Origin of the sequence: Alkalicoccobacillus porphyridii, from assembly GCF_007293315.1 — a bacterium.
GTDB lineage: Bacteria > Bacillota > Bacilli > Bacillales > Bacillaceae_D > Alkalicoccobacillus > Alkalicoccobacillus porphyridii.
Window position 1 is genome coordinate 22,378 of the sequence record NZ_VLXZ01000016.1, and the last position, 16,416, is coordinate 38,793.

General features: G+C 41.3%; 20 protein-coding genes. 7 read left to right on the top strand and 13 right to left on the bottom strand.

Annotated elements, in window-relative coordinates; all coding sequences use genetic code 11:
* Positions 1–201 precede the first annotated feature (201 nt).
* The 3 genes from FN960_RS18530 to thmT are packed head-to-tail and all read left to right on the top strand — an operon-like array spanning position 202 to position 2,212.
* The gene (locus FN960_RS18530; RefSeq protein ID WP_143850363.1) at positions 202–1,317 is read left to right on the top strand and encodes a processed acidic surface protein; all 1,116 of its coding nucleotides are present in this window, start codon (positions 202–204) and stop codon (positions 1,315–1,317) included.
* Positions 1,314–1,976, top strand: coding sequence for a class D sortase, LPxTATN-specific (gene srtD / locus FN960_RS18535; RefSeq protein ID WP_143850364.1), 663 nt, complete (start codon positions 1,314–1,316; stop codon positions 1,974–1,976). Before FN960_RS18530 ends, srtD begins: the two co-directional genes overlap by 4 nt.
* A gap of 50 nt (positions 1,977–2,026) precedes the next feature.
* On the top strand, positions 2,027–2,212 hold the full coding sequence (gene thmT / locus FN960_RS18540; protein ID WP_143850365.1) for a 2-hydroxymuconate tautomerase: 186 nt from the start codon (positions 2,027–2,029) through the stop codon (positions 2,210–2,212).
* 26 nt (positions 2,213–2,238) lie between these two features.
* Here thmT and FN960_RS18545 read toward each other — a convergent pair whose 3' ends face one another.
* From FN960_RS18545 to FN960_RS18560, 4 genes are all read right to left on the bottom strand, one after another.
* A complete protein-coding gene (locus FN960_RS18545) occupies positions 2,239–2,421 on the bottom strand; it encodes a hypothetical protein (RefSeq protein ID WP_143850366.1) in 183 nt (60 codons plus the stop codon).
* Between the two features lie 123 nt (positions 2,422–2,544).
* The gene (locus FN960_RS18550) at positions 2,545–3,051 is read right to left on the bottom strand and encodes a YwgA family protein (RefSeq protein ID WP_143850367.1); all 507 of its coding nucleotides are present in this window, start codon (positions 3,049–3,051) and stop codon (positions 2,545–2,547) included.
* Between the two features lie 11 nt (positions 3,052–3,062).
* Positions 3,063–4,364, bottom strand: coding sequence for an HD domain-containing protein (locus FN960_RS18555; protein WP_143850368.1), 1,302 nt, complete (start codon positions 4,362–4,364; stop codon positions 3,063–3,065).
* A 122-nt stretch (positions 4,365–4,486) separates the two neighbouring features.
* A complete protein-coding gene (locus FN960_RS18560) occupies positions 4,487–5,737 on the bottom strand; it encodes a dicarboxylate/amino acid:cation symporter (protein WP_143850369.1) in 1,251 nt (416 codons plus the stop codon).
* A gap of 233 nt (positions 5,738–5,970) precedes the next feature.
* On the opposite strand from FN960_RS18560, the gene FN960_RS18565 reads away from it, so the two are divergent.
* A complete protein-coding gene (locus FN960_RS18565) occupies positions 5,971–6,804 on the top strand; it encodes a lipoate--protein ligase family protein (protein ID WP_143850406.1) in 834 nt (277 codons plus the stop codon).
* A 42-nt stretch (positions 6,805–6,846) separates the two neighbouring features.
* On the opposite strand, the gene pta is transcribed toward FN960_RS18565, so the two are convergent.
* Positions 6,847–7,839, bottom strand: a complete 993-nt coding sequence (gene pta / locus FN960_RS18570) for a phosphate acetyltransferase (RefSeq protein WP_143850370.1) — start codon at positions 7,837–7,839, stop codon at positions 6,847–6,849.
* A gap of 293 nt (positions 7,840–8,132) precedes the next feature.
* Between pta and hemQ the strand changes: the two genes are divergently transcribed.
* The gene (hemQ, locus tag FN960_RS18575) at positions 8,133–8,882 is read left to right on the top strand and encodes a hydrogen peroxide-dependent heme synthase (RefSeq protein WP_143850371.1); all 750 of its coding nucleotides are present in this window, start codon (positions 8,133–8,135) and stop codon (positions 8,880–8,882) included.
* Positions 8,883–9,125: 243 nt separating this feature from the next.
* Here hemQ and yidC read toward each other — a convergent pair whose 3' ends face one another.
* The 7 genes from yidC to FN960_RS18610 form a co-directional block, all read right to left on the bottom strand.
* Positions 9,126–9,905, bottom strand: a complete 780-nt coding sequence (gene yidC / locus FN960_RS18580) for a membrane protein insertase YidC (protein ID WP_143850372.1) — start codon at positions 9,903–9,905, stop codon at positions 9,126–9,128.
* Positions 9,906–9,941: 36 nt separating this feature from the next.
* On the bottom strand, positions 9,942–10,211 hold the full coding sequence (locus tag FN960_RS18585; protein ID WP_143850373.1) for a hypothetical protein: 270 nt from the start codon (positions 10,209–10,211) through the stop codon (positions 9,942–9,944).
* Positions 10,212–10,295: 84 nt separating this feature from the next.
* On the bottom strand, positions 10,296–11,552 hold the full coding sequence (locus FN960_RS18590) for an ABC transporter permease (RefSeq protein ID WP_143850374.1): 1,257 nt from the start codon (positions 11,550–11,552) through the stop codon (positions 10,296–10,298).
* Positions 11,545–12,444: an ABC transporter ATP-binding protein gene (locus tag FN960_RS18595; protein ID WP_143850375.1), complete on the bottom strand. Its 900-nt coding sequence runs from the start codon at positions 12,442–12,444 to the stop codon at positions 11,545–11,547. The genes FN960_RS18590 and FN960_RS18595 overlap by 8 nt, the downstream gene beginning before the upstream one ends.
* A gap of 4 nt (positions 12,445–12,448) precedes the next feature.
* Positions 12,449–13,315 carry an ATP-binding cassette domain-containing protein gene (locus tag FN960_RS18600; protein WP_143850376.1) on the bottom strand — a complete coding sequence of 289 codons (867 nt, stop codon included), beginning with the start codon at positions 13,313–13,315 and terminating at the stop codon, positions 12,449–12,451.
* Between the two features lie 9 nt (positions 13,316–13,324).
* Positions 13,325–13,702 carry a GntR family transcriptional regulator gene (locus tag FN960_RS18605; protein ID WP_143850377.1) on the bottom strand — a complete coding sequence of 126 codons (378 nt, stop codon included), beginning with the start codon at positions 13,700–13,702 and terminating at the stop codon, positions 13,325–13,327.
* 21 nt (positions 13,703–13,723) lie between these two features.
* Entirely contained in the window at positions 13,724–14,476 is a 753-nt protein-coding gene (locus FN960_RS18610; protein WP_143850378.1) for a hypothetical protein, read from the bottom strand.
* Positions 14,477–14,657: 181 nt separating this feature from the next.
* Here FN960_RS18610 and FN960_RS18615 point away from each other — a divergent pair, with 181 nt between their 5' ends.
* Both FN960_RS18615 and gerQ read left to right on the top strand, forming a co-directional pair.
* Positions 14,658–15,089 (top strand): cell wall hydrolase, encoded by a 432-nt coding sequence (locus FN960_RS18615; protein ID WP_143850379.1) that lies wholly within the window; start codon positions 14,658–14,660, stop codon positions 15,087–15,089.
* Positions 15,090–15,109: 20 nt separating this feature from the next.
* Positions 15,110–15,574 (top strand): spore coat protein GerQ, encoded by a 465-nt coding sequence (gene gerQ / locus FN960_RS18620; protein WP_143850380.1) that lies wholly within the window; start codon positions 15,110–15,112, stop codon positions 15,572–15,574.
* Between the two features lie 379 nt (positions 15,575–15,953).
* Here gerQ and FN960_RS18625 read toward each other — a convergent pair whose 3' ends face one another.
* Complete coding sequence (locus FN960_RS18625) at positions 15,954–16,328, bottom strand: DUF423 domain-containing protein (RefSeq protein ID WP_143850381.1); 375 nt, start codon at positions 16,326–16,328, stop codon at positions 15,954–15,956.
* Positions 16,329–16,416: the final 88 nt, after the last annotated feature.

A 16,416-nucleotide genomic window follows, 5' to 3' on the forward strand; every position in this document is an offset into this window, starting at 1 on the left:
TTCAGCATATGCAAAATCCGACAACTCTCCCCAACCAACGACATAAGCATACAAGAGTTATATAGAATATATGGTAGTATATTAGAGTTGAATAGAGATATTATAAAATAATTATAAAATATGAAAATATATATGGATATTTAGAGATCATAGGACTATAATCATTTCAGCACCATACAAAATATTCCCTTTAGGAGGAAAATGATGAAAAGGTTTGTGTCTGCATTCCTAGTTTTTGCACTATTATTTTTGTCTGTACCAAATGTGAGCTTTGCCTCAGTGAATGATGAGGAATTAGAGGGGTTTCTTATTGAAAGAGAGATTACTAGAGACCAATTGGATGAGTATTTGGCTCGTTGGGGTCAATACGTAAATGATTTTGATACGTTAGAGGAATTAAGTTACTTCGTTTACACAGTAAAAGGTACCGATCCAGATGGTTTTCCTTTTATCCAATATACTCTTGATTGGTTTGAAATTACATACGACGAGCTAATCTCATTACTTGCAGAGAATGGATATACAATAGATGATTTTATTTTTACTGAAGATATAGATGACTACTTATTAGAGAATTTTGAATGGGATTGGGATTGGGAAGAAGAAGAAGATTACTGTGACCCATCTCTTGAGCCATTCTTTAAAGAATTCGAGTTCACTTGTGAGGAGTATACAAATCTGATCAATCACTTATTTGATGTTATTGAAAGTAATCCAGAAACAGTTGACCAGCTTTCTGCACTAGCAGATCGTATGATTGCTTTTGATGACTTTGAATCTGCAAGGGAACTTACTGCAGAAGAAATTGCTGAATTATTCTCAATTGGTAAAGAGCTTATTGACTTACTAAAATTAAAACCTGAGTATTATCTAGCCAAGCCTGGTGAACAAAAACCTATAAGTTTTACTGACTTAATGAATTTAGATAAACTTGAAGGATATGATTTATTGGTTGTGCTATATAATCAACAGAACGATAAATTGGCTGATTTCTTCATTTCTGCTGAGATGTTTAATGCTGTTTTCATGAAGAAGGTTGGTGGTGATGTTGAAGAAGTGGCTAGAGAAACAGAGAATAAGGTAGAAGAGAAAAACCAAAATCCTACACCCCCTAGTTCAGCTGAAAAGACAGCTAAACCTAGCGACAAAAAAGTATCCAAAGCAGAGGCTAGCACTACATCCAAAAAAGTAACAAAAACAGTGGATGGTGCAAAAATGCCTAAAACGGCTACTTCTTACCCTGCGTATGCCATGATTGGTCTAATGATGACGTTAGGCGGAGTGATCTTATTCCGTAGACTTAAGATGGCGTCATGAGTAGGAGATCTGAGAAAAGGACGAAGCGCTTAAATAAGCGTTTCTTCCTTCTTTTTTTCACCGCTGCCCTTATCGTTTTTGGTTTGTGGTTTACGACAACAAATGCCTACAAATTCGCCAAGGGGTATTTCCTTTTTAAAACAGAGCAAGTGGAGGCTCAAACGCCTTCTGCTGAAAAACCTAAAGTCGAAACGCCTGAGCCCACTGAGCCGATTGATTGGTGGCCTGAGCAGGGCGAGTTAATGGGTGAGCTTGAGATTCCTGCCATTAAGGCGACTTTGCCCATCTATCATGGCACGGACGATAATGAGTTAGATCAAGGAGTCGGGCATTTTGCTCAGAGTGTATTGCCTGGAGACCCTGATAATTCGGTATTGTCTGGTCATCGCGACACAGTATTTCGCAAGCTTGGAGATGTTGGCGAGGGTGACACATTAATTGTTCGAACTAAAATTGGTGAATACACATACAAAATTTTTAGGCAGCGTATTGTAGATGAAGATGATCGTACGGTGATTGTATCAACAGAAGAGGCACAGCTGACGTTGACTACTTGTTATCCGTTTGAATTTGTAGGATCTGCCCCTGATCGATATGTTCTCGAAGCTGAGCTTATTGATACGACTCTTTATTCGGAGCTTGCTGATTTCGATTATTAGAAGATTGCCTATGCTATACTGGATAAGAAGCTGATAAAGGGGGATTATCCATGCCAATCGTAACTGTAAAAATGCTAGAAGGTCGTAATGATGATCAGAAGCGAGCGTTAATTGAGCAAATCACTTCTACTGTCGTTGAAACGGTAGATGCGACTCCGGAGAGCGTGACGGTCATTATTGAAGAAATGAAGCCTACCCATTTGGGCAAAGCAGGAAAACGTCCTTCCGATGCATAGGATGAATGAAAAAGAAGACCGAGAGATTAATACTCTATCGGTCTTCTTTTTTTAAATTTTATATAGTGATGTACACTGAACCAAATGACAAGAATAACTCCTAGTGTTATATAACCAGCTATTGGTCGAATAATCATTAAGCGAAGCAATAGTGGAATGCCAGCACCAAACAACAGCCAAAACAATAAGGCATAGCTGAAGAATTTCATGATCTTCACCCTTCACGTTATCTAGACATCAGCTTTTCGATGAACTAGTTCCACTATATAAAAACCACTGCTCTTTTTACATAAAAAAGCTGTCTAAAAAAATGTGATATTGTGTCTAATCCCCTATTGCACCACATAATTCTTAAGCTGACTCATATAATGAATCGCTTTCTCAAATTCCTCATTTGTATATTTTTGTTTTGGCTTTACAGACATGACCTTCTGCTTCAATTCCTCACCAGACAGATGGTCAAAATATAATAATGTGGATAACAATTCAAGGAAACGAGAGCTCTGTTGATTTAAGTCGCCTGTTACATCAGTTAGATCGGGCAGGTTAATCATTGATAGCTTTAAAAAGCGTGTGCCCTCGTCTGAAAGACTGTAACGATAGTGATAATAATGCCCCTTATCTTCCTTTAATTCCTCAATAAGCCCTAGATTCGTCAGCTCTTCCATGCGCAGGCTTAGCTCTTCTGAGTAAGGTCCATAGACGTGAAAGGTGAATTTCTCTCCAAAGGGAACGTTCAGCTTCTTTAATATGTATATCATCTTTTGTAATTTCTTCCGTCCAATGACCTCGCCTGCTTGTGAAAAGAAAGTCATTAATTTAGCATGTTCTTCTAGCATATGCGCCTCCTTCACCTTTCTTGAAATAACAGATTGCGAATCTCTTCTTTTTCCACCTTATTTTCTTTTGATGCCAGCCAGTCACTTGGATAATATAACTTATGGTCCGTTCGTTTTTTTCCGGAAATGGATTCAACTAAATCCGATTCCCTTGAAAGCTCTCTTAATTTGCCATTAGGCTTAACTAAATGGATAGGCACCCGCTCCTCTTCCTCTCCAGGTCGGTAGAAGTCATACGGAAGATCTGAGGAGGAATCAACCACTAGGTAATAATCCGGGTCTAATCCAGCCTGAGTAAATAACTCTCTAAGTCTTGCCCAATCAGCCATTTGATTATTAGGGTTAATTTCCACATACTTAAACAGCTTTCGATTGATAAATCGATGACATAAATCCTTTAGGATCTCGTCGTCCTCTTCCTGCCACATCTGAAAATAATATAGAACAATCGATTCATCTAACTTAAGATAGTCTGTCAAGGTTGGTTTTCCTTCAAAAAAAGAAAACAAATGCTGGGGAGGCTGTTGGAACCGGTAGCCTTCTTTGTATAAAAACTTTGCTCGCTGAAAAATTTTACTTAATATCACTTCAGCACTTCGCGTAACAGGATGGAAATAAACCTGCCAGTACATTTGATAGCGGCTCATAATATAATCTTCTACCGCGTGCATGCCGCTTTGTTTAATCACCACTTGATCTTCAGTGGGTCTCATTACACGCAAAATACGCTCCATATCAAAATGCCCATAGCTAACTCCGATGTAATAGGCATCTCGCTGTAAATAATCCATTCTGTCTGCATCAATTTGGCTGGAGATCATACTCGTCACCAGTTTATTTGAAGATGTTTTTTCTATGACTTCCGCTACTTCCTTGGCGAAGTCAGGACCTATTGACGTTAGAACCTGATTTACCTCTGTATCACCAAGAATAATTGCCCTTGTCCACGCTTCATGATCAGAATGAAAGACCTTTTCAAACGAATGCGAAAAAGGCCCGTGACCAACATCATGTAGTAAAGCTGAAACTAGTGCAAGCTGTCTATCTTTTTCATTCCAATGGGGTCTACCTTGAAAGACTTCAATCATACGTCTTGTGATCTCATAGACCCCTAAGGAATGGGTAAACCTAGTATGCTCGGCACCATGAAAGGTGACATAGCTTGTCCCTAATTGCCGCACTCGTCTAAGACGCTGAAATTCTTTGGTGCCAATGAGCGCCCAAATCAATTTATCCCGAACATGAATATATCGATGCACTGGATCCTTAAACACTTTCTCTTCATCAAGCAAACCTCGATAGGATTCTGTCATGTCGGTTCCACTCCATTTTCGTCGCAAATACTAATGTTTTTATTATACATGAGCGAGGTACAGGATGAAATGAAAAAACCAAGACAGCTGATATCGTAGCTGCCTTGGTTCTTGGTCGTATGTCAGGACGTCGCCTGCATGTCTGAGTCATCATCATCTATGTGGCCATTTTTTCGTTCACTATGGTCTAAAATAACTGCACACACAGCATCTCCAGTGATATTAACTGAGGTACGAATCATATCGAGAATACGATCGACACCAATAACAAGAGCAATCCCCTCAGGCGGAAGTCCTACCGAGGTAAGGACCATTGCAAGCATGATCATACCTACTCCTGGTACTCCAGCGGTTCCGATACTTGCAAGGGTCGCTGTTAAAACAATGGTTAATAAGTCAGGGACAGAAAGTGCTTGGCCATATACCTGTGCAATAAATACGGTTGCTATGGCTTGCATAATGGCCGTACCATCCATATTAATCGTTGCACCCAGCGGTTGAACAAAGCTAGATACCTGTTTAGATACCCCGAGATTTTCCTGTGCTGATTTCATGGATACAGGTAATGTACCATTACTACTTGATAAACTGAAACCCATCGCAATAGCTGGAAAGAATCCTTTATAGAACTTAATCGGATTCATTCTGCCGAAGATAGAGACAGCCCCACCGTATGTGATCGCACTATGAATAATCAGCGCACCCACCACACACAGCATATACATGGCTAAAGAACTCATAGCTGCAATCCCTGCATCTCCAAGAGCTGAGGCGAGTAATGCACCCGCACCATATGGAGCAACCTTCATAATAATGCCGACAAGGTACATCATAATTTCGTTACCCTGTTCAAATAGCTTCGTAATACCTTTAACCTTATCTCCAAGAATGGCAAGCGCAATCCCTACAAATAATGAAAAAGCAATAATTTGTAGCATGTCACCCTCTGCCATTGCTCCAATTGGGTTAGACGGAATAATATTTGTAATGGTCTCCATAATCGGTGGAGCTTCTTCAGCTGTATAGCTTTCATCTGCTTCACCTAGCAATCCTTCATCTCCTGGCTGTACAATCAGAGCAATGGATAAACCAATTGCTAGAGCAATAGCTGTTGTGATCAAGAAAAATCCAACGGTTTTCCCGCCAATTCGACCTAATTTCTTAGGATCTCCCATTCCAGCTGCTCCTAGTGCAATAGAAAAGAACACCAGCGGTACCACAATCATCATGATCAGATTAAGAAATGTTGAACCGATTGGGTCAAAGAAATATGTATCGACGTATTGAAAAGCATCTGGTGCAAAGATATTAAAGATAATTCCCGTAATCGCACCAACAGCGAGTCCTATTAGAATTTTTACTGTTAAACTCATATTCGTTCTCCTCTCTTCACTTGATATGATTTCTAATTCATTCCCTCTTTTTTCGTAAATGAAACAATTTTCCAGTGTTAATTCCATAGCCCTTGAAACATGTGTGCTATTGTATACCACACAGATCAACGCGTGCAATGTTAATTCATACCAGAGCGTATGGCTACATGTGCTTCGAGAACATGGTATACTAAGCTAATTAGTTCTATAAGAAACGGGAGATTTTTTTTATGATGGCTGAAAAAGAAACACAAGAATTTAGTAAAAGCTGGCGTTATTTTGACCATTCAAATCGGGGACCGGAATACGACGCCCTTCAATCCTTCGCCTTTGACGATATGCTGTGTCAAACGGTGGGAAATAGCGGTGGAGCAGCCTTTAGAGCCTGGGTTCATCACCATACGGTTGTACTCGGCACACAGGATTCCAGACTACCTTATATTCATGAAGGACTTACGTTTCTATCTCCGCAGTATCGTGCGGTTGTTCGAAATTCAGGCGGACTTGCTGTTATGTTAGACGAAGGGGTCCTTAATCTCTCACTTATTTTTCAAGAGGAGAAGGGTTGGTCCATTAATGCGGGCTACGACATGATGGTAACGCTCATTCGCACAATGTTTAGCACCTATAGAGATCAAATTGAAGCGCGTGAAATTGTTGGCTCTTATTGTCCAGGAAGCTATGATCTAAGTATTGGGGGACGGAAGTTTGCCGGAATATCTCAGCGACGGACACGCGGGGGAGTCGCTGTCCAAATTTATCTCTGCGTGACCGGGAGTGGGTCCGCACGCGCCGGGGTTATTCGAGACTTTTATGAAGAAGCGCTTCAGGATGGCGAGACTCGTTTCGACGTACCCGCTATTCGTCCAGAAACGATGGCCTCTCTAGAGGAATTAACAGGGGAAGCACTTACAGTGAAGGATGTATTGCAGCGTGCGCTTCAAGCTATGACAGAGCTTGGTGCGAAGCTTGTTCCATCAGAAGCTACAAAAGAAGAACAAGGCTTGTTTGAACAACAGCTCATTCGAGTGACTCAGCGGCACGATCGTTGTCTTGCCCCGATTTAAGCAAAAGAAAAACGCAGCGGAAATCGCTGCGTTTTTCTAATATTAAACTGTCACCCGCTGGTTAACAGCCTGCATCGCTGTAATTAAGCTAAGCTTAAACACATCGTTTGTGTCACATCCGCGAGAAAGGTCGTTCACTGGTCTATTTAGACCTTGGAGAACTGGACCGATCGCATCATAGCCACCAAGACGTTGGGCAATTTTGTAGCCTAGGTTACCCGACTCAAGACTCGGGAATATAAAGACATTAGCCTGTCCTTGTAATGGCGAATCAGGTGCTTTCTTTTGTGCTACCGCCGGAACAAAGGCTGCATCAAATTGGAATTCACCATCAATGACAAGGTCTGGACGTTCCTTCTGGGCAATTTTTGTAGCCTCAGAAACCTTTTGTGTCTCTTGAGATGAAGCCGATCCAAGCGTTGAAAAGCTCAGCATTGCTACCTTTGGATCGATATCAAATAATTTTGCTGTTTCTGCTGTCGCAATCGCAATTTCGGCTAACTCTTCTGCATTTGGTGCAATGTTAATCGCGCAATCACCAAACACAAATTTATGCTCATCCTTCACCATAACGAAAACACCCGAAGTACGTTTAATTCCTGGCTGCGTTTTAATGATCTGAAGTGCAGGACGAACGGTATCTCCAGTAGAGTGAGCAGCGCCACTAACTAATCCTTCTGCTTTATCCATGTAAACAAGCATCGTTCCGAAATAGTTTACATCAAGTAGGATCTTTCGTGCACTTTCCTCTGTTTCTTTTCCTTTACGTCGTTCAACAAAAGCTTCCACCATTGCATCAAACTCTGCGTAATCGGCTGGATTGTATATAGTCAAGTCGGACGAAATTCTTATTCCGTGTTGTTTAGCAACATCCTTTATAGCGTTTAGATCACCAATTAAAATAGGCTTAACGATACGCTCTTCTTTAAGTTGAACAGCCGCCCTTAATACTCTTTCGTCTGTTCCTTCTGGAAAAACAATGGCTGGCTGATGTTGTTGGACCTGCTCTTTAATAGTAGAAAACAAATCACTCATGCCAAACCCTCCTTTACTTTATCTATACCCTGTATACCTCTAGAATACCCCTGTTTTTCGTAAAAGGGAACAGGTATACACAAAGTTGTCATTTTTGCAACTAAAAAAAGTGCCAGCGCGTATACGCTTACAGCACCATGGATATTGGTGGATATCGCTTACATTTATTTTTTCAAGAAACTCTTATTTTATGTGCCCGATTGTGCGAATTGATGTTTTGACCAAGGGAAATATGATAATGTAGATAGGAATAAAACAAAATGAGTAGAGTGTACACAGGGGGTTGTAATACAATGAATGAAGCTGCAAAAACATTAGACGGCTGGTATGTCCTACATGATTTCCGGAAAGTAAATTGGGCTGCATGGAAACAAGTTCCAACTGAGGAAAGAGAACAGATATTAGCTGAACTTAAGAGCCTTCTCTCTAAATGGGAAGAAGCCACTCTTTTTGAAAAAGGAACACACACTATTTACTCTATCCTTGGGCAAAAGGCAGACGTCATGTTTATGCTGATGCGTCCCACCATGGATGAGCTTAATGAAATGGAAAATGCATTTAATAAAACAGCCTTTGCTGAATTTACAATTCCGACATACTCCTATGTATCCGTTGTCGAGCTAAGTAACTATCTTGCTGGCGAAAGTAACGAAGACCCATATGAGAATCCGCATGTTCGCTCAAGATTGTACCCAACTCTTTCTGACGCACCGTACGTTTGCTTCTATCCAATGGATAAACGTCGTGACGGAGAAGACAACTGGTATATGCTAGATATGGACGAGCGTCGCTCCCTTATGCGTAGCCACGGTATGATTGGACGTAGCTATGCCGGGAAAGTAAAGCAAATCATCTCCGGCTCTATTGGCTTCGACGACTGGGAATGGGGCGTCACGTTATTTGCTGATGATGTCCTTCAATTTAAAAAGCTTGTGTACGAAATGCGTTTTGACGAAGTATCCGCACGTTACGGAGAATTCGGATCCTTCTACGTGGGGACCCTGTTAAAGAAAGATCATATGGCTAAATATTTTCATGTTTAGGGTTTAATTGAGTTCCTGAGAATGTATTTCTCGGGGACTTTTTTTGTGAGGGAGTGGTTGGATGCAATTAGTTGGGGTGTTTAGCGATGTATCTGCTCTTCTTCCGATGGATTCCGGCCTCCTCGCGATGTATCTGCTCTTCTTCCGATGTATTTCGGCCTCCTCGTGATGTATCCGCTCTTTTCCTACCTCACCCTTGCTTCCCATAACAAAAAAGCTGACCAGCCCGGTCAGCTTTTCCTCTTATTTCTCTAATTCAGCCATCGTTAAATTCGGACGAATGACCACAAAGTACGTTTGAATAATCATGAAGATATTTCCGATAACCCAGTATAGCGAAAGCGCGGATGGTAATGTGATACCAGCTACTACAATCATGACAGGCATGATATAAAGTAGAATATTCATTGGGTTTGGCATTCCTTCTACTGTTGGCATCTGCATTTGACTCATTGACATTTTAAATTGGAAATAGGTTGTGATGGCAGCGACAACTGGCAAGATGTAATCTGGTTGTCCTAAATTAAACCAAAGGAATTCATGCGCTCTGATCTCCTCTGTACGGATAATCGCAAAGTAAAATGCCATGATAATTGGAAACTGTACAAGAATCGGTAAACACCCTGCTAGTGGGTTAACACCGTGCTTCTGGTAAAGAGAAAGCATTTCTTTTTGAACTTCTTGTTGAGCTTGAGGATCTCCCTTTTTGCTCTTCATTCTTTCCTGAATCTCTTGCATCTCCGGACGAAGTAGCTGCATTTTACGCGTACTTTTTTGCTGTTTTAGCACGAGTGGCAAAAGCACCATACGAATTAGAATGGTTGTTAAAATAATGGATAGGCCGTAGTTATTATTAAAAAGTACGGCAACCGTGGTAATTAGCCATGACATTGGGTATACAAAGAAATGGCTCCAAAACCCCTCTGTTTCAGATGTTATCGGTTGTTGCTCCATTGGGTTACACGCTGAAAGTACAAGCATCAGCAGCACCATGGTAAGCATAATAATATGAGACTTCTTCAAAATGTTGACTCCTCCTTGTTATATATAGAACATTGGTTAAGCGACTGCAACAAGGGACGGAGCCTCATCATCAGAAGCAATTTGATCAAGAACTGATGGGATTTTCGGACGATATATAACCGACATAGGGCGAATAGGCAGAGCTATCAAATGTGAATGAGCTTCGACTCGCATTGTCTTTTGCTGATTCCATTTTACTTTATGCTGATTAAACGACAGATTCAGCGTCGAAAAAGCAGCCAGCATATATATTCCAATTAAGACAACGGCCCAAAGCATCATCATTTCAAGCAATAATTCAATCATACCTATTCACCTCCTATCATTTGCACAACAAAATTATCGTACCATACTTATCCTCTGTTCTCAAAATGCTTTTTGAAGATATTATTACTTTTTTGAAAGCGATAACGCAGACTTGATTCCTTTCACTAAGGAACCACTTCCATACATGATGACTCCACCTTTGTATACCTTGGCTGCAAATACACTGAATACGCCTATAGACGCAAGCATCACTCCAAATGAAAGAATGACTTCCCACACAGGAATAGCAAGCATTCCAAAACGAAGGAACATAATAATAGGTGAGAAAAAGGGTATCCAGGAAGTCACAGTCACAAGCATTGATTCTGGATTAGTTAAGCCAAACATAGCGATAAAAAAGGCTATCATTAGTAGATAGATTAGTGGTTGAATTAAGGTGTTTACATCCTCCACCCTACTAACTAACGATCCTAGCATCGCCGCAATGCTTCCATATAATAAAAAGCCAAGAGCTAAGAATATTAGACCATACGCAATCAGATCAAATTGAACGGATGGACCTAAGATCACTTGAAGGAACGAATCCTCAATGCTTGATCCACGAATTAAAAAGCCAATCCAAGCTCCTAAAAACATACTTCCAACCTGCAAGATGGCTAAAGCACCAATACCAAAAATCTTCCCGAACATTTGTACAATGGGATGTACACTTGAAACTAGAATTTCCATAACCCGGGAGGATTTTTCCGTAGCGACTTCGGTTGCAATCATGGTGCCGTATATTATGACGGATAGATAAATAACAAAAACCATAATATAGACCATGGCCTGTGCTTGAAAGGTTTCTTCCTCTGTTCGCTCAGGAGAAGCACCGGCCTCAACTGTTTGCGTTTCAAATGAGATAGGCGAGTATATCTGAGCGAGCTCTTCCTCTTCTAACCCTAAATCCCTTGTAACAAAGGCCTCCTTGACACGCTGTAAGGCCATCTCTATTTCCATCGCTGTAGAGGAGCTTGCTTCATCTCCGTAAAGTACCGCTGATAGCTGCCCTGCCGCATCTTCATTTAATAAGAGAATATAGTTATTATTGCCTTGCTCATACAGTTCACTGGCCGCCTCTTCCGTGGCAGGTTCGACGCTTGCTTGACCATTCGCCACGATGTCCGTCGCAATCTCACTTAAGGCCGCTTCATTCCATTCCGCATTTTCACCAAGGATGATAATTTGTTCATCCTCATCACTCGAAAAAGCGTCAAATACGCGATCAACATTCATAATCCCCGCAATAAAAATAACTGTAATGATCGTAGTGATGATAAACGCTTTTGACTTTAAACGATTGGATAGTGTATGTAAGGTAACCGTCCAAAAATTATTCATATGACGTCCCCACCTTTTCAACAAAAATATCATGTAAGCTTGGTTCTTCTAGTTCAAAACGTTCAACAAAACCTTTTTCACTGATTTCTTTAAAGATCTGTTTCGCTGTTTCCAAGCCATCGACTTGAATACGAGCCCCACTCGAATGCTGATCAAATTTAGTCACACCCGAAAAACTCCTTAGAAAATCAAGAGAATAGTCTGCGCGAATGACAATGTTTTTCTTACCATACGCTTGTTTAATCTCTTTCAACCTGCCGTGAACCACTGGACTTCCTTTATGCAATATACATAAGTACTCACAAAGTTCTTCCACATGCTCCATACGGTGACTAGAAAAGACAATGGTTGTGCCTTCGTCCTTCAACTGATGAACGGCTTGTTTAAGTAGATCGACATTAAGGGGATCCAAACCACTAAAGGGTTCATCTAGAATTAATAATTCTGGGTTGTGCAGCACAGCGGCAATGAATTGAATTTTCTGTTGATTTCCCTTGGAAAGCTCCTCTATTTTTTTGTTTAGGTATTCTGGAACCTTAAATAAATCAAGCCATTTCTCTGCTTCCCGAAGAATATCAGGCTTCTTCATTCCTTTTAATTTCCCTAGGTAAACAAGCTGTTCCTTTACTGTAAGCTTAGGATATAAACCTCGCTCTTCGGGTAGGTAGCCGATTAATCCCGTGCGACTGTAATCTATTTTCTGTTGATCCCATGTAATGCTTCCCTCTGATGGATCTAATAATCCAAGCATCATTCGAAACGTTGTTGTTTTGCCAGCGCCGTTTGCCCCAAGCATGCCAAACATCTCGCCCTTGGGCACTTGGATGGATAGATCATTTACTGCTTTGTACTGGCCGAATTGCTTTGTCACATGATCAATGTTTAAGCTCATCCCTTCATCTCCTTGTCTGCTCTAAATTCACACGCAAAATATCTGCCATACCCACAGCCTGAACCTGTTGAATCTGGACCCGCTGACCTATAAGCGCTTCCTCTGTGATCAACCGATTATTTGAAAGAAGCATGGCTGTTTTCCCTGTTGTTTGAGTGGTTAGGACTCCCGGTAAACGCTCAAGCTCAGGAGTAGCATCCACCCACATATAAGCGTATTGCTCTGTTAGTTGATCCTTTTCATAAGGTCCTTCTAGCTCACCATTTTTCAGAAAATGAATGTAATCTGCCATTTCTCCCACTTCACTTGTAGAATGAGTTGAAAATAAAATCGTTCGCTGCTCATCCTGTTCTAGATAGGCAATCCACTCTTTCTTTAATTGCTCCTGACCACTTATATCGACACCTGCTAGTGGTTCATCCATCACTAAGAGCTTAGAGGGTCTAGAAAGAGCGAGGGCCGTCATGGCTTTCTTTTTCATTCCAACAGAGAACGTCTCAACCTTTTTCGTTAACGGTAATTCAAAATCCTCTACCAATCGATCAAACAGGTTATGATCCCAGCCTTTATATGCAATCATCTCTAAACGTTTCAGCTCTTTTAATGAAAAAAACGATAGCGGTCCTACTTCCTGAGGCATATAAGAAAGCATGTGTTTCCATTTCTCTTCAATCGATTCACTAAATCGCTCAACAGACCCTTGATCTGGTCGAATCATCCCAGCAATTAAATGAAACAGCGTGGTCTTCCCCGACCCGTTATTCCCTACAAACACATGTATGCTTCCTGGCTCAATATCTAAGTGCTTTATATTAAGAATCACCTTTGAATCAATGCTTTTGTGTACGTCTGCTAACACTAATGGTTTCATACGCTCCTCCTACTTTTTTAAAAGTTTTTTAAACAAATCAAGTAGCTCTGAATCTTTATAATTGTGCTGCCTCCCTGTTTGAATTGCTTGAGCCATTCCCCTCTCAACCGTTTCTACCTTTGCTTGTTCACGTGCCCCTGTATCAACATCCGCAACAAACGTTCCTTTCCCTTGCATTGTACGGATCATTCCCTTCTCCTCAAGATTATGGTAGGCCCGCTTGGTAGTAATTACACTACAGGCAAGATCTTTTGATAGAACACGGATAGATGGAAGACTTGCTCCCGTCTCTAAATAGCCAGAAACAATTAACGTATGGATCTGCTCTTCAATTTGATGATAAATCGGAGTTCGACTCGATTCCTCTAGCTGAATCGGAAGCTTCATATGGTTACCCCCTTTACGTGTTTACACATGGTAATCAACCTCTCGCATATAACGTTTCATGTAGTAGGAGGTGCAGATGATTGAAAGAAATCCAATAAGTATTGAAATGATAAGAGACCAGATTGGGTAGTTAATCATAAAGATAACAGCCCATGCAAATAAACCATTACCACTATAAATCGCAATTAAAAGAAGCCCCGCAATGCCTCCAATGAAAAAAATCAAGTTAAAAAAGGTAAGGTATTTCTTAGTGTAAATCTTTCCCGCTTCTGATGCAGGAATATAGGTGCCTCCAAGTAACATGATTACATTCCAGACTATAAGCCAGACGGGAAACAAACTTACAGGAATCAATTCTCGTAAATCAGTGGCAACGAAATACGTAAGACTTCCAACGATAGAGTTTAACACTAAGGAAATCATTACATATAGATAGACCCGCGAACGAACAATTACTTTTTCGGAAAACGGCATCGTTCTCAACAAAAGGAGAAATGGCGCTGAATATAACCCACCTTTTTGCTCATGCATTCTAAAGGATTTTGGTCGTATGGAATAAATAAAGTACATAGCATAACTTAGGACAAAGACATCCACCATGGCATGAACACCAAATGTCCCGTCAATAAAGTCAAAGAATTCTCCCGATAAGCTAAAATAACCGATTAAAAATATTGCAAGCAAACTAGCGTAAATGAATCCAATAATATTTTTGTAGCTTATATGTCTTAACTCAAACATCACCAACTCTTTCAACTGCTGCTTCTCAGACATAAAACCCCTCCTAAATCTCAATGTGTATATGTGTGTATATCTTTATACACACTATAACAGTGTGCATAAAAAAGATCAAGGTTTTTTTCGTTATTTTGTGTACATATCCTGTAAATCACGTTCATACAGTAAAAGGGATGAAGGTATTCACAGCATGAGGGAAGTCGTATGGAGGTGTGTGATGGCTGTAATCAAAGCGTCTTCAAGTGATATTGATGTGTTGGCCCGATTAATGCGTGCAGAGGCTGAGGGTGAAGGGGAACAAGGCATGCTCATGGCAGGAAATGTGATGGTGAATCGAGCCCGTGTTCGCTGCTTGGACTTTGGAAATGTTAATACGATTCCACAGGTAGCCTTTCAATCACCTGGTGGATTTGAAGCTGTTCAAAAGGGATATTTTTATCAACGAGCCCGTGAGCGAGACAAACGCTTGGCTCGACGGTTAATTAATGGAGAACGTTTTTATCCGGCAGATAACGCGCTGTGGTTTTTTAGACCGGGTGGGGATTGCCCTGCTACATGGTATGGGCAGGCAAACTCAGGCCAATATAAGTCCCACTGCTTTTATCAGCCAACCCCAGAAGATTGCACAGAAGTGTTTAATACGTATTAATCAAAAAGGAGTGAGTAAACGTGTATCAACAGCCTTGGAATAACGGTTATCAGAACAATGGTTATTATGATCAGTATTACCGCCAGCAACAACAAGCCGGTCAAGAGCCCTATTTTTCAGCTCAAAACTATCAAACCCCAGGATTCGCACAGCAAGCCCAGCAAGGAGCAACACCAGCCGAGGGAGGCTCTTCACTTCCCATTGAACAATCATTTATTGAAAACATCTTACGATTAAACCGCGGAAAAAACGTCATCGTGCACCAAACCTTTGAAGGAAATGACGAATGGAGATCTAGAGTTTTCCGCGGCAGGTTAGAAGAAGCAGGTCGTGATCATATTATCGTCAGCAATCCCGAAACCGGAGAATATTACTTACTATTAATGGTGAATCTTGATTGGGTGACCTTCGATGAGCAGATTAACTACTCCTATCCGTTTGGTCAGCAAAGCTCGCAGGATCTCGGAACGTATTCTCCTCGTTAATTGGAAAGACCCCTCATCATTGTGATGTGGGGTCTACTGATGTTGATTGGATGCCTGGTTTTCTTGGTGTGGTGGGGTGGTTCTTTCTGGAGGTGGTGGGATGGTTCTTGGTATTGCGCTCGTTCCTCTTGCTGTGCGGGGTATCTTTCTTGGTATGGTGCTCTGGCTCTTGGTAACGAGCTTGTTCCTCTTGCTATGCCGCGCTTCTTTCTTGGTAAGCCGCTCCCGCTCTTGGTTACGAGCTCGTTCCTCTTGCTATGCAGGGCTTCTTTCTTGGTAACCCGCTCCCGCTCTTGGTTACGAGCTCGTTTCTCTTGCTATGCAGGGCTTCTTTCTTGGCAACCCGCTCTGGCTTCTCTCTAACGAATCTTTCCTCACTTTACAATGCTCTCACTGCAAAGGTCCCTAGCAGTATCCAGCCAATGATAAAGGCTAGTCCGCCAATTGGGGTGATGGCACCTAGTTTGGTGATACCGGTTAATGCCATGACGTACAAACTGCCTGAGAAAAAGATGATACCGATAAAAAAGGCCCAGCCTGCGCCTGTGAGTAAGGCTGAGGAGGTTAGTTTCAAGCCTGCAAGTGCTACGGCGATGATGCCTAGGCCGTGGATCATATGATATTGTACGCCTGTTTGGTAGTTCTTCATCATTCGTTCAGAGATGCGTGGTTCTAATCCATGAGCACCAAATGCCCCAATGGCCACTCCTAATGCCATAATAATGCTGCCTATTAATAAAAATAGCTTTACCATATCGTATACTTCCTCTCTTTCACATGTACTTCTATGTATTAGGTTATCATAACTTTTTTATGAGAACTCCCAGAGCTGTATAACTGTC

Coding starts and splice junctions, on each gene's coding strand:
- FN960_RS18555 (WP_143850368.1), bottom strand. CDS start 4,364: ATGACAGAATCCTATCGAGGTTTGCTTGATGAAGAGAAAGTGTTTAAG.
- FN960_RS18585 (WP_143850373.1), bottom strand. CDS start 10,211: ATGATTGAATTATTGCTTGAAATGATGATGCTTTGGGCCGTTGTCTTA.
- FN960_RS18615 (WP_143850379.1), top strand. CDS start 14,658: ATGGCTGTAATCAAAGCGTCTTCAAGTGATATTGATGTGTTGGCCCGA.
- FN960_RS18610 (WP_143850378.1), bottom strand. CDS start 14,476: ATGTCTGAGAAGCAGCAGTTGAAAGAGTTGGTGATGTTTGAGTTAAGA.
- hemQ (WP_143850371.1), top strand. CDS start 8,133: ATGAATGAAGCTGCAAAAACATTAGACGGCTGGTATGTCCTACATGAT.
- FN960_RS18545 (WP_143850366.1), bottom strand. CDS start 2,421: ATGAAATTCTTCAGCTATGCCTTATTGTTTTGGCTGTTGTTTGGTGCT.
- FN960_RS18550 (WP_143850367.1), bottom strand. CDS start 3,051: ATGCTAGAAGAACATGCTAAATTAATGACTTTCTTTTCACAAGCAGGC.
- FN960_RS18625 (WP_143850381.1), bottom strand. CDS start 16,328: ATGGTAAAGCTATTTTTATTAATAGGCAGCATTATTATGGCATTAGGA.
- pta (WP_143850370.1), bottom strand. CDS start 7,839: ATGAGTGATTTGTTTTCTACTATTAAAGAGCAGGTCCAACAACATCAG.
- thmT (WP_143850365.1), top strand. CDS start 2,027: ATGCCAATCGTAACTGTAAAAATGCTAGAAGGTCGTAATGATGATCAG.
- FN960_RS18560 (WP_143850369.1), bottom strand. CDS start 5,737: ATGAGTTTAACAGTAAAAATTCTAATAGGACTCGCTGTTGGTGCGATT.
- FN960_RS18600 (WP_143850376.1), bottom strand. CDS start 13,315: ATGAAACCATTAGTGTTAGCAGACGTACACAAAAGCATTGATTCAAAG.
- FN960_RS18595 (WP_143850375.1), bottom strand. CDS start 12,444: ATGAGCTTAAACATTGATCATGTGACAAAGCAATTCGGCCAGTACAAA.
- FN960_RS18605 (WP_143850377.1), bottom strand. CDS start 13,702: ATGAAGCTTCCGATTCAGCTAGAGGAATCGAGTCGAACTCCGATTTAT.
- FN960_RS18590 (WP_143850374.1), bottom strand. CDS start 11,552: ATGAATAATTTTTGGACGGTTACCTTACATACACTATCCAATCGTTTA.
- FN960_RS18530 (WP_143850363.1), top strand. CDS start 202: ATGATGAAAAGGTTTGTGTCTGCATTCCTAGTTTTTGCACTATTATTT.
- srtD (WP_143850364.1), top strand. CDS start 1,314: ATGAGTAGGAGATCTGAGAAAAGGACGAAGCGCTTAAATAAGCGTTTC.
- FN960_RS18565 (WP_143850406.1), top strand. CDS start 5,971: ATGGCTGAAAAAGAAACACAAGAATTTAGTAAAAGCTGGCGTTATTTT.